The 11,755-nt window shown below is 55.4% G+C and carries 11 protein-coding genes and 3 pseudogenes; 6 read left to right on the top strand and 8 right to left on the bottom strand.

Annotation, left to right across the window (positions count from 1 at the left end; genetic code table 11):
* Positions 1-31: 31 nt before the first annotated feature.
* Positions 32-148, top strand: a pseudogene (locus BGO16_RS06965) (integrase); the annotation flags it as partial.
* Positions 149-341: 193 nt separating this feature from the next.
* On the opposite strand, the gene BGO16_RS06960 reads toward BGO16_RS06965, so the two are convergent.
* The 3 genes and pseudogenes from BGO16_RS06960 to BGO16_RS06955 form a co-directional block, all read right to left on the bottom strand.
* Positions 342-1,733, bottom strand: a complete 1,392-nt coding sequence (locus tag BGO16_RS06960) for an SH3 domain-containing protein (protein ID WP_292617885.1) — start codon at positions 1,731-1,733, stop codon at positions 342-344.
* Positions 1,734-1,817: 84 nt separating this feature from the next.
* Positions 1,818-1,964 (bottom strand): annotated as a pseudogene (locus BGO16_RS18115) (DUF4236 domain-containing protein); the annotation flags it as partial.
* A 434-nt stretch (positions 1,965-2,398) separates the two neighbouring features.
* Entirely contained in the window at positions 2,399-2,563 is a 165-nt protein-coding gene (locus tag BGO16_RS06955) for a hypothetical protein (protein WP_292617884.1), read from the bottom strand.
* A 311-nt stretch (positions 2,564-2,874) separates the two neighbouring features.
* Between BGO16_RS06955 and BGO16_RS06950 the strand changes: the two genes are divergently transcribed.
* The 5 genes from BGO16_RS06950 to BGO16_RS06930 all read left to right on the top strand — a co-directional run bounded on the left by BGO16_RS06950 (position 2,875) and on the right by BGO16_RS06930 (position 7,746).
* Positions 2,875-3,285 (top strand): hypothetical protein, encoded by a 411-nt coding sequence (locus tag BGO16_RS06950; RefSeq protein WP_292617883.1) that lies wholly within the window; start codon positions 2,875-2,877, stop codon positions 3,283-3,285.
* Between the two features lie 103 nt (positions 3,286-3,388).
* The gene (locus BGO16_RS06945) at positions 3,389-4,588 is read left to right on the top strand and encodes an SIR2 family protein (protein WP_292617882.1); all 1,200 of its coding nucleotides are present in this window, start codon (positions 3,389-3,391) and stop codon (positions 4,586-4,588) included.
* Positions 4,548-6,485 carry a DUF87 domain-containing protein gene (locus BGO16_RS06940; RefSeq protein ID WP_292617881.1) on the top strand — a complete coding sequence of 646 codons (1,938 nt, stop codon included), beginning with the start codon at positions 4,548-4,550 and terminating at the stop codon, positions 6,483-6,485. Before BGO16_RS06945 ends, BGO16_RS06940 begins: the two co-directional genes overlap by 41 nt.
* Positions 6,486-6,487: 2 nt before the next feature.
* Positions 6,488-6,706 carry a KTSC domain-containing protein gene (locus tag BGO16_RS06935; RefSeq protein ID WP_292617880.1) on the top strand — a complete coding sequence of 73 codons (219 nt, stop codon included), beginning with the start codon at positions 6,488-6,490 and terminating at the stop codon, positions 6,704-6,706.
* Between the two features lie 2 nt (positions 6,707-6,708).
* Entirely contained in the window at positions 6,709-7,746 is a 1,038-nt protein-coding gene (locus BGO16_RS06930) for a hypothetical protein (protein ID WP_292617879.1), read from the top strand.
* Positions 7,747-8,105: 359 nt separating this feature from the next.
* Here the strand turns inward: BGO16_RS06930 and BGO16_RS06925 are convergent, their stop codons facing one another.
* The 5 genes and pseudogenes from BGO16_RS06925 to BGO16_RS06905 all read right to left on the bottom strand — a co-directional run.
* A complete protein-coding gene (locus tag BGO16_RS06925; protein WP_292617915.1) occupies positions 8,106-9,401 on the bottom strand; it encodes a recombinase family protein in 1,296 nt (431 codons plus the stop codon).
* Positions 9,390-9,884, bottom strand: a pseudogene (locus tag BGO16_RS06920) (recombinase family protein); the annotation flags it as partial. The pseudogene BGO16_RS06920 and the gene BGO16_RS06925, both read right to left, overlap by 12 nt.
* Positions 9,885-9,935: 51 nt before the next feature.
* Complete coding sequence (locus BGO16_RS06915; protein ID WP_292617878.1) at positions 9,936-10,325, bottom strand: hypothetical protein; 390 nt, start codon at positions 10,323-10,325, stop codon at positions 9,936-9,938.
* 16 nt (positions 10,326-10,341) lie between these two features.
* A complete protein-coding gene (locus BGO16_RS06910) occupies positions 10,342-11,007 on the bottom strand; it encodes a nucleotidyltransferase domain-containing protein (protein ID WP_292617914.1) in 666 nt (221 codons plus the stop codon).
* Positions 11,008-11,250: 243 nt separating this feature from the next.
* Positions 11,251-11,755: helicase C-terminal domain-containing protein (locus tag BGO16_RS06905; protein WP_292617877.1), on the bottom strand; the 505-nt coding region annotated here is incomplete at its 5' end.

Below are 11,755 nucleotides of genomic sequence, written 5' to 3'. Positions count from 1 at the left end.
AGTCCCATTGCTTGGCGATCGACCGCTCGCGCACACGCACTCACTGCTCAGGACAAAGGCTGCAATGATCTACAAAGCGACGGGCAACCTGTGCGCCATCCAGATTCTGCTTGGGCATAACAAGTTCGAGAATACGGTGCGGTACTTATGGTGGTGCGGCTGCAATACTGTCCTTACTCTTGTCAACGAACCGTTGCGGCGATGCCTCTCAGTCCAGATGGTGACCCGGCGAAACGTTGATCTTAAAAGTTGCCATCGTCGGGTTAATCAAATCAATGATCGCTAACTATCAGCGCTACTTTTTGCGGGTCTAAACGTCAGCGAGTTTTGCAGAACGTCGATCAATGTTCGGCGATCGTAGAGTTCGCCATCCAGCCGGCCGTATTCTCGTTTACCCTTACCCGACTCCATGCTCCCTTGACTTCCATAACCGAGATGCCGATCCCTTCCGGGACGACGGTAATTACAGCGAATGTGGTGCCAGGTCCATCGCGCAGGTTCACCGCAGTCTTTGTATAGCGTATCGTGGCTTGTTCGGCTTCTTCCTTAGTGACCGGTTCCGATTGCACCACGTTGGCTGCAGCGACTGTCGCTACTTGACGGGCGGGATCGGGTGCGATTTCTTCGGTCGGAGTAACACCCTTCTCTGTTCCGGATATGGTGTTGGATATCTCCACGCTTAAGGTTGGTGGCAATCCAGTGTCCGCCTTTTTTCTATCGGATCCGAAAACGACGGCAAGTACTGGAATGCCCACAAGGACGCCAAGAACAGCTAATATTGCGACTTTGAGAGGGCTGCGCTTTCTCGCATTCGTGGCGACGGGAGCAACATCAACGGCATCGTTCGTAGGTGCCGATGGCAACGCGACCGTACGTTGCCGCGGCAGCGCTGCAAGCTTTCGGCAACCATCCACAAAAGCCGCCACCACCCCGGTCCTTGAAAACTCTACAAGCTCGTGTACGCCATTGTTGCTTGTGAGGTGCATCGCTTCATACAGGCAGATCGGAATCTGTCTGTTGTCCCTGAAGCGCCGGTCGGGTCCGCCCCTCTTGTTTGGATGTTTCCAAGTATGACCTACGATCTTAGCGTCGCGTGGTACGCGTTCGGTTTCGATAAACCTAGAATCCTGCCACCGCACATTTAGGTCAGCGTAGTTGACCGCCCCCACGCGGCTACCGTCCTGCATGAGCACAATGTCGGGCATAAAGAACATGATCTGCTTGCCCACATGTAGGGCAGGAGGGGTCACATTGCTCTTTATTACCGCGGGGAGATTGTAGGTGAGGGTGGTCACCTTTCTGTTTACGAGGTGCGAGGCTCCCGCGTTGCGCTTCCATGCCGTTAGACTCTGAACTGCGCCTCCGGCTTCAATATGCCATTTGGCGGCACACTCAATGAGGCCGTCAAACCCTTCTACGAGGCGACGATAGGCTGTCTCTGCGTCCCCTTCGAGGTCGTAATAGAGCACCGATGTCCTGCGATAAGAGTCCAGCCACTTACCGATCCCCGCCGCCGGTAGCGCAGCGACGCAAAGAAACAGTCCTGGTCCGCCTGTCGCAAGGCCCGACATCCCACTGATTGCGAGAGCGGTCCAGAAAAATGCCGCAGACATGCGCGTTTGTCTGGCCTTAGAGTTTATTTCGTCGAGCAGCTCCGAAAACGACTCATCGCGCATTTGCATAATATCGCCGGACTCGATCTCGATCATCGCAACATCATCGTTGTCTAACATCGCCCATGGCAATGGTGATTGTTGCGGTGAAACTACCGACTGCCGATCTTGCCCAGCACGACCAAGCGTCGCCCGATAATAGAGGCCCCCGCGACCTCCATGGATGTAGTGCCCACGAGGCCCAGTTCCTATTCGCAGGCCTTTCACGCCAACGGAAACACCGACCCCCGACTTTGAGAAATTGAAGCGGAATGGGCCTGCCGAAACCGATTTTCTAATGTAGAATGGCAATTGCGCCCCCCCGCACCAAGCCCTTCTCTTGCTCCTGAGGATCTGCGTCCCTGTGGCAACGAGGATGAACTGGACTATTGAATAGGATGGCAGATCAAGCAAGTTTATTCAGTCGTTGTTAACGCCGGCTACTGAAAAGCCACTAACTTCAACGGCGCGTTGCGCTTGACAGGGATGACGCACCCTTCGTTTACGAAAGAGCCATGATCGGCAATCTGTTCCTGGCCCATATCGAACAGGTCTGGTTCGGAGCGGCTGGAAATTTCGACACATGGTGGCAATATGTTCGCTTCGCCCTTGGACAGCGTAGCCGTTGCCAGTCTGCCTCTGGCTCCAGGCCCGCCCGCCCCAGTACGTGCTGAACGAACGGCGACTGTCATGCGAACCGGCATCAATGCGGAATTGGGGTTAACAGCCGAACGGCAGCTTATCGTTCAATTTCCGCCCGTACCGGACAGTCGGCTGGCGGCTTCGAGCAGCAGCTTGAACGGCGCACTTTCAAAGATACTTACCTTCGGAACGGTGGCCAGATTCTCGGCTTGGATGGCGAGGTTATCACAGCCGCACGCAAGGCCGGTGCACCACGCTTTCGGCTTCATAGGCTATTGCCAGGGCCTGTTTCCAAACAGTTCACGCCTGAATGGAAACCAAAATCGTATCAGCGGAAGATCTGGATTGGAGCCTCCGGAGCACGGCCCCGCTCAGCCCGTGGCGGGTACGACGCCTATCGAAACCATATGGTGGAAAAGAATGTGAAGTTGGCGCGCGCGCGAGAACGCTTCTATGCGGTGTTGATAAAGTCCAATCCTACCGGGGCGCGGCTGGTTTGGAACGAGGTTGCAGATATAGTTGGCGGAATTCGCTGGGAAGGATTGCGTCCCCTTATGATGCGGTTCTGGCATTTGGAGTTTTGGCGACGATCCGCAGAAGCGTAATCACCGTCAAAACGAAAATCGGTCTTTCCGATCATCCACATCTGGTCAATTCGATGCTGCTTGAACTGATGGAGCGTCGGTGTTGGACACATGCTGTCAGCTTGCTAGCAGGCGTGATCAAGCTGCTGGCTGTGGAATCCGTTGCTCAAAAATGCAAGCGTAATGACATACAAAACGAAGCAGCATTGCCGCCCGATTTGAGCGCCAGTCAGGTGTTAAACGTCTTCTTTCCCGAGGGCGGGTTCAGGCGCTTGCAAAGGCAGGCACCCGATGGCAGTTGCTGGTGCGGACAGACAATTCTCAATGTGCTTGAGCGCGGTCACTCAACAGCGTGCTTCTACGGTATTCTAGCGAGGGCTTGGTCAGCTGACGCGCGCTTCCTGTGAAATCCAATAAAAGCAGAGTATTGCAACGTCCGAACCATTGAGACGCCCCTAGTATTCGTTAGCCAAAGAATTACTCATCTACGCAGAGATTGGATGTTCGACTATGCAGTCCCACGACCCAGGCCGCCAGGTCAGTTTCATTCAACAGGCCTTATCACAGAACCGGAAGCCAATCGCATTCTTCGTCGGTGCCGGCTGTCCACTGTCGGTGCGCATTGAAAAGGTCGTTGACGGGCAGCCGAAGAACGAACCGCTGATCCAGGATGTCAGTGGGTTGACAGCGATCATTTCGGATACCCTCACGAGCAAGAAGAACGGGGAGCCATCCGCCTGGGATAGGATCGTAAAGGCGGCTGAGGAAGATGGCGCCGATGAAAAGAACATCGAACTGCTGCTCAGCAGGATTCGGCAACTGAACGGTGTGGCCGGCAAGGGTATGGTTCGCGGCATGTCCGCCGAAGAGCTCAAGAGTCTCGACGAGCAAATTTGCGGTGTAATTTCGGAGCAGGTCGACAGGGAGTTGCCACACCGTGACACCCCCTACCACAATCTGGCGATTTGGAGCCGCTCGATCCGTCGAGCGCAACCAGTTCACCTGTTTACAACCAACTATGATTTGCTGCTTGAGCAAGCCTTGGAGGAAAGCTCGGCACCGTATTTCGACGGTTTCGTCGGAACGCGCAAGGCGTTCTTCGACCTAGGTGCCGTCGAAGACGAAGAAGCTCTCCCACCGCGTTGGGCGCGCCTCTGGAAGATTCACGGATCGCTAAACTGGCGACTTGATACCAACGGAGCTGTGATCCGAAGCAATGAGAAAAAAGATAGCCGGTCCTACCTGATCTATCCGTCGCATTTAAAATACGATCAGAGCCGCAAAATGCCCTATCTTGCAATGCTCGACCGTCTCAAAGCGTTCTTACTGAGACCTTCGTCGTTACTGTTCATATGTGGGTACTCATTCGCTGACGAGCATATCAACGACGTCATTTGCCGGAGCCTGGAGACCAATTCGACCGCCCACGTTTTCGCGTTTATGTACGGCGATCTGGACGACGCAAAATACGATCGCGGCCGCAAATGCGCACTGTCGACGCCCAACCTAAGCGTGCTGGCCTTTGACAAAGCGATTATCGGCCGCAATCTGGGAGGTTGGCGAGCTGACGGCGTCGATGAACTTGCACTACCACAAAACGTACTGGTCACGGATGGGACGACGGTATCGGTCCGGTTAGGCGACTTCGCTATCTTAGGAAGCCTGCTTCGTGGCGTTGCTGGTGAGCAGGAACCGTCGGATGAAACCTAACAGCGCGAGCGATGCTACCGTCATCGGTGCCGTTCAAGATGTGAGCGGAACTTCTGTCAGCGTGACCTTACGGGCAGATCGCTTCTCGGGCTTAAGCTTTGTAGGCGGGCAGGGTTATAGAATCGGCCAGATCGGTAGCTTCGTAAAGATTCCGATCGGCTATGTAGACCTGTTCGGCATCGTCTCGCAGGTCGGTGCGAGCGCCGTGCCGGAAAGCATGGCCAAGGTGATGCCGAATGGCCAACGCTGGATGACCGTACAGCTCATCGGCGAAGGTTACAGGTCTGGAAAGTTTCAACGAGGCATTTCGCAGTATCCTACCATTGATGATGAGGTGCATCTTGTCTCCGAATCTGACCTCCATTCGATTTACGGAAGGTCCGGCAGGCAAAACCACTTCGTTAGAATAGGTCACATCGCTGGCAGCGAATCGATCGACGCTCTTGTCGACATCAACAAGCTGGTTACTCGCCACTCTGCTATTGTAGGCACGACCGGTTCCGGTAAGTCGACTACCGTCGCCGGCATCTTGAATGTTCTTTCGGACACCGAACGTTTCCCCTCCGCACGGATCGTCGTGCTGGATCTTCACGGAGAATACTCGCGTGCTTTGGGGGATCGGGCCAACGTCTTCAAGGTCAACCCAGACGAGCGCAGAGACACTGAGCGCAGGCTCTGCATCCCATTCTGGGCTTTAAGCTTCGACGAACTCGTGCGAGTTACCTTCGGCTCGCTACCGACGGATGGCAAGGCCAAGAACATCATTCTTGAGCGGGTAATCGAGGCCAAAGCGAGGACCCTGAGGACCAATCCGATTGACGGGGTGACGGCGGACACCGTTAGTGCTGACAGCCCTGTCCCGTTCTCACTCAACAAGCTTTGGCACGAATTATATTGTACCGAATTTGGAACCTACTACAGCAGCAAAGGTAGTGCGTCCGACCCAGCGAATTGGGCCTACGAAATCGGCGCCGATGGAAAGCCTATCCTTGGCGATGCTCAGGCCGGGACTCCCCCGAGATTCAAGAAGGTCAAAAACGTCAAAGAAGATCCGGAGAAGATCAACTATATCCCAGACGGGCTCAATCTTCGAAGTCAGCTGGAATCCCTCGGGTCGAAGCTGCGAATCTCACGATACGATTTCCTCCTTCGGGCCGGCCATTGGCATCCCGATCTCGATGGTAAGGTCGTCAGTGGTCTAACCGTCCTCATGAAGGAATGGCTTGGGAGCCCGAAACCGGTCACCATTCTCGACCTGTCCGGTGTTCCATCGACTATGACCAACGACATCATCGGCAATGTGCTTCGAGTTCTCTACGATGGATTGTTTTGGGCAAGGAACCAGTCGGAAGGTGGTCGGGAGCGCCCGCTATTGGTCGTGATGGAGGAGGCTCATGCTTATCTCAACGACAATTTTGACGGTGCCGCCTCAATCGTCACGCAACGGATCGTCAAAGAAGGACGTAAATACGGGATCGGAGCGATGATTGTCAGCCAACGTCCTTCCGAGATCAACTCCACCATTCTTTCCCAGTGCGGAACCTTCTTCGCCATGCGGCTAAGCAACTCGTCGGACCGATCGCACGTGACCGGAGCGTTGCCCGACAATCTGGAGGGATTGACGAACATGCTACCGATCCTGAGGACTGGAGAGGCGATCATTCTAGGTGAGGCGGTTGGACTGCCTATGCGGACGATGATTCATGCTCCTCCAAAGGATCGCCGTCCTGACAGCCAGGACCCTGTCGTCTGTGATGAGTTGCCGCCTGACGAATCTATGACGCCCGGCGGATGGAACACCAAAAAGCTGGAGAACCCTGACTATCAACCCTTCGTCGAGACGTGGCTATCACAAAATCCGATGATCAACGCGAAGAACGAAACAAAAGGAGAATAGCAGTGGCTTGGCAAGATTTTCCGCCATTCACTTCATCCAACATCGCCACCATTAGATCTGACGACGAGCAAATGGTCTTGGAGATCGTATTTAATAGTGGCGGCACCTACCAATATTTTGACGTTCCTTCGCATGTAGTCGACGAGTTCAAAGCCGCCGAGTCCAAGGGAGGCTTCCTTGCCGCGAGGATCAAGGGTCACTACCGCTACAGCAAAGTTTAAGCATGGGCATCGTTAGTCTGGATCAGAAATCGGAGCGGGTTAGAGTTTCGTCTTTCGAGATCGAAAATCGAATTCTATTCGAGTTCTTCAATAAAGTTAGCATAGGCGATCGGGACGAGCAGTTCCATAAAGCCCTCTATATCGGCGTACTCGCGTTGATGGAGGATAGGCTTTCTAGTTTCCTCGCGCGGACGAGCAACGAGCTTGGGACGGAGCTGGAAAGCTTGAAGCTCATCTTCGACATGAAGAAAGAGCTTTTCTATCGTTCGTCGGTGAAGGGTTTGTTGGCTGAGGAAGACATCGCCGAATACTTAGTCAGCTTCCTTGAGAAGCAGCGTTTGCCGGATCGCGTCGAGCTGACAGGTGAAGTCGTGGGACGTCTTCACAAGAACAAGACCGGCGACATTGTCTGCCACCTCAATGGAGTTGGAGGGCGGCGCATCGCTATCGAGTGCAAATTCGATAAGGGAATCCGGCTGGGCGACATCCAGTCCAAGGATGTGTTTACCCGCAAATCGGACACCGCTTGGAGCCAACTCCTCGAGGCTCAGGCCAATCGAGATGGGCAAGCAGGGATCATCGTGTTCGATTTGTCCCTGGTTGACAATTCCATCTTGAATACAATTCAAGATGTTAGGTTCGTGCCAGCCATAGGCTTCGTTGCGATTATCGATTCACAGAAAGGAGACTACAAGAACCTCGCCATCGCGTACATGCTTGCGCGGGACGTAGCACTTAACAGCAAGGAAGTTTCGTTGGACGTCGATGTCCTAAACATCCTTCTTAATCGTATTATCAAGGATTTGATTGACGTTTCTTCCATAAAAACTCTAGTTCACTCTAATATCGAAAATTGTAAGAAGATCATCGCGCAGATCGAAAAGAGCATGCTTTTAATGGAATTCAGCCAGCGGTATCTGGCGAAATTCTTTGTTGAGGGCACTCTTTCGAAAGAAGATCTTTTGGATTTCTATGCAGGCGAAGAAATGAGAGATCGTTTCAGACTTATCGAGCGAGAGATCAACGATTTGACACTATGAGATCGACAATCGATGCGATGGTTGTTAGCTTGACACAGAGATAATTTTACGATGGCGTAACTCAAATCGCCACTTCTAAGGAATGTTGGTATCGGTAGCTGCGCTTCCCCGCAACCAGTTCGAACCAAAGACCCCTGCAAACTCAATGAGTTGCTGGGGTCTTTGCTTTTATACGCTATTCTGCCCCAGTAAAATCAATCACTTAGATCGTAGGTTCAAATCGAGGGTCGCCACCCCGCAACCATCATATGGCGATGACAGTAGTCACCGTCCTATCGGCTCGTTCTTATCCGAAAGCGCAAGGCATTATCCGAGGGCCCGGAGCTTAGAGGTTTGAGAGGTAAGAGGGCGGTTTCTTCCTATTCGATGCCCGTTTCTTCATGCGCCAGAAGTGGCTGCGCTGGATCATTAGTCAAAGTGGTTCGCCCAGTTGGCCCCAGGAGCGGCATAATTCTTTCGGCATAGAAGTTCGAATCGCGCGCGGCGCGCCATTCCGGTCCCAAACCACGAACGTTCTGGAGGGGACTGGGTTTGCCGAGTACGGCCGCTCTGACGGCCTCCCGGCTGCCGACGATTTTCACCGACTTGTCGCCGACAATGATGGCGCCGATCAGGGTACGGAGGTAAGCCTTGCGCGCGGGCGTTTCGCCATTGGCGAGCAAGTCTGTCATGAGCCTGCTGAACGCCGCGATCTTGTCAGGATCGATGGCGGCTGACGGTGATGCCTGCGCCGCCGCGTGGTCATAGGCCGCCTGAGCCTTCTGGCGGTCGGCCTTGAGCTCAGCGATCCGCTCGCGAAGAAGATCGTCGAGTTCGACGATACCTTCCTCAATCCCGCGATAAAGACGCTTGAGGCGACCTTCGGCGTCAACGACCTGGGACTTCAGGGAGGCAAGGCGGCGGTCAACAGCGACCGTACGTTCCTGTCGCTTTGCGGCGATTACCGACAGCAGTTCGGTCAATCGCTCCGGCGTGAACATGTTTTCCCGAAGCGCCGTCAGGACCAGATCATCCAGGAAGGCCATCCGGATCGTGTTTCCCCGGCAGGCTGTCGGTCCCTTCTGCGCACGGCTGGCGCAGGCGTAATAGGCATAGACGCGCCCCGTGCTGGAGGTTCCGGTTCGCTGCGTCATTCCCCCGCCGCAATGCGCACACCTGGCAAGTCCGGTCAGAAGGATCGGTCCGGTGACCACGCGCGGGGCCGTCACCTTGGGGTTGTTGGCCACAAGGCGAACCTGGACACGATCGAACAGGTCTTGCTCGACGATGACGGGAGTTGTGATTTCGACGATTTCCGAGACGGGCTTGAGTTCGCCGGTCCTGGCCGAGCGAACGTTGTATCGCCAGCGGCCGATGTAGACGGTGTTGGTCAGGATATGGTGCAGGGGACCGACGCCGAAGGTCCCGCCTGCCTTGGTCCGGTAGCCATGGCTGTTGAGCCATTTGACCAATTGCTTGATGCCGAGCGGTGGAGTGCCGGAACTCATCTCACCTTCCGCATACAGGTGGAAGATCAGCCTGACGGTCTCGGCCTCGACAGGATCGATGGCGAGGTGTTTCTTGATCTTCTGCCCGCGCCGTTCCGCCTCGACCAGATTGTAACCCAGTGGCGGGGAGGCTCCGTTCCAGAACCCCTGCTTGGCGTTCTCCTTCATCGCCCTGGTGACGTTCTTGCCGTTTTCCTTCGAGGTGTACTCATCGAAGATGCCGATAATCTGGCGCATCATCTCCTGAGACGGATCGGTGCCGGTCGGCTGCGTCATCGAAACGACCTCGACGCCGTGGCGGCGAAGCTTGCGGATCGTCAGTTCCATCGTGGCTCCGTCGCGGAAAAACCGCGAGAACGAATGGACGACGATGACGTCATAGGGGTGATCGGCATCGCAGGCGCGTTCCAGCATCGCCTAAAACACCGGCCGCCGATCATCGGTCGCGCTCGCTCCCGGCTCGACATATTCATCGACGAGAGACCAGCCGTTCGACAGGCAATGCCGCGTGGTCAGATCGTGCTGCGAGGGGATCGACACCTCGCCCTCCGCCTGCCTGCCGGTCGAGACACGCAGATAGACGGCAGCCCGCAGCGGTACGGGACAGTCCGCTGCGGCAAGACTTGTTCGTGATTGCAGATTTCGGACCATTAGGGAATCTCTGGCTATTTTGCGGACTTGTGTGATCGTTCGGTTCGAATCTTATTGTTGAATGGGACCGAGCGCGGCGACCTTCTTCCGGATGATGTCTGTGACTTTGAGAATTTCGGCGAGCAGTTGTTCATCGACTTCGGCATAGCCTTCGTACTCTGCCTGGTTTCTGGTGCTGTGCGCTTTATCGAGAATGCGCCATTGCTCCGGAGCCAGCCCCAAGGTGTGCTGCAGCGCCTGAAACACCACGAACCTCTGCCGATCCGGCCGATAGCCATGCCAGCGCATCGCGGCGAGTGCGAGCGAATGCGCAGCATTATAGGCAAGATCGAAACGACTCTCCGGTGAGTTCGCTTCGTTATGAGCGTCCTTCAGCCGGTTCGTTCCCAGCTTTACGAGTCCATCGAACTCACCTTGATCCGGCGGTTCGACTTTCAGCACGCTGGTTTTAACGAGGTTATCGAGAGGTGCTAAGCTCATCTTCCGATCCAAAGATGAAGAGTTTTGGCTGACTCAGGATTTTGACCACGAATGAATTCTTACCCTTCAGCTTCTTGGTCCATTCACTCATGGTCATCAGATTTGGATTTACCGGCCGGGCAAGAACCGTTTCGGCCTTCTGAAGTAAGGAATAGATTTCACTGTAGCCGAGTTTTTCGCCGATGATCATCAGATCGATATCGCTTCTTGCCGTGTCGCTGCCCTTGGCGATGGAGCCATAAACGAAAGCCGCCGTGATATGCTGACGATAGGGAGCCAGGGCTTCTTGAAGAGGTTCGGCGATGCCTGTGGTTTTCAAGACGAGTTGATGCAGTTCGTTGAAGATCGGCGACTCTCGATTGACCTGATAAAGCTTGCGATTACCGAAGGGGATAATGCTGACGATCCCCACATCCGTGAGTTTTTCCAATTCCCGCTGTACCGCACCGCGCCCCGAATCGGCCTTGGCGAAGATCTCAGTCAGTTGAAAGGTCTGGTCCGGATGCCGGAAAAAAATGCCGAGAACTCGCGCTTGCACACGCGAGAACAACGCATTCGATAGATTCGATACTGGCTCATGCTTACCCATTCCGGGGAAAATAGTACCTATGATGGGTATATTGTCAAGTAACTTTATAATCATCACCCCCGCTTCCGCATCGGGGGACTCATCACTTCGGCGGGCTCAACCGTATCGTTTCGCGACGGGTGCGCACCCTCAAACAACGCATCGAGCTGCCTGCCCAGCCAGGTTTCCAGAGCCTGGACCTCGGCATCGGTCACGCGGAGGGTGCTGTCGATCTTGAACTCGACCGACCATCCGGCTTCCTTGTCCGGATGCCTTCGCCGCCCTGTCGCCGGGCGGAGTGGGCGGACCGCTTTCCGCTTAGCGGCCATAGTCCAACCCACGGCTACGATCGTGCGCTCTGGGGCGCGGGACGGATTGAGCGGCCTGCTGGGCTGCTGATGGTTTGGCGGATGGTTGCGTTGCCCGACCCACCATTTGCCGATTGAGGGGCTGATGGACCTGTTTCGCCGGGAGCGCGACTTGTCCGATCACGGCGATTGTCGAGGTCTTGGCGCGCCCGGTCGAGAGTCGTCCGGCGAGCAGCGCCCGCCGCTCCTCGGCGGAAGCCGCTTCCGCCTGCCGCGTGCGGTCCAACGGCAGCCGGGACGACATCAGCGTGTCGATCTGGGAGCGATCGACGACAAGCCGGGTTTCATCACGGGCGCGGCTTGCCGCGACATGCACGGCATGGCGATCGAACTGGGGGTCAAGCAGGACCACCGCGCGATCGACGGTCATGCCCTGCGACCCGTGCACGGTGCTGGCATAGGCCCAGCCGAGCCGGGCGCGCCCGCGTTCATCGGAGATATCAGCGGGAATGAAA

Origin of the sequence: Nitrobacter sp. 62-23 (assembly GCF_001897285.1) — a bacterium.
GTDB lineage: Bacteria > Pseudomonadota > Alphaproteobacteria > Rhizobiales > Xanthobacteraceae > Nitrobacter.
This window is presented reverse-complemented; position numbering and strand designations above follow the sequence as displayed.

Coding starts and splice junctions, on each gene's coding strand:
- BGO16_RS06930 (WP_292617879.1), top strand. CDS start 6,709: ATGGGCATCGTTAGTCTGGATCAGAAATCGGAGCGGGTTAGAGTTTCG.
- BGO16_RS06945 (WP_292617882.1), top strand. CDS start 3,389: ATGCAGTCCCACGACCCAGGCCGCCAGGTCAGTTTCATTCAACAGGCC.
- BGO16_RS06960 (WP_292617885.1), bottom strand. CDS start 1,733: ATGTTAGACAACGATGATGTTGCGATGATCGAGATCGAGTCCGGCGAT.
- BGO16_RS06955 (WP_292617884.1), bottom strand. CDS start 2,563: ATGAAGCCGAAAGCGTGGTGCACCGGCCTTGCGTGCGGCTGTGATAAC.
- BGO16_RS06910 (WP_292617914.1), bottom strand. CDS start 11,007: ATGATTATAAAGTTACTTGACAATATACCCATCATAGGTACTATTTTC.
- BGO16_RS06925 (WP_292617915.1), bottom strand. CDS start 9,401: ATGAAGGAGAACGCCAAGCAGGGGTTCTGGAACGGAGCCTCCCCGCCA.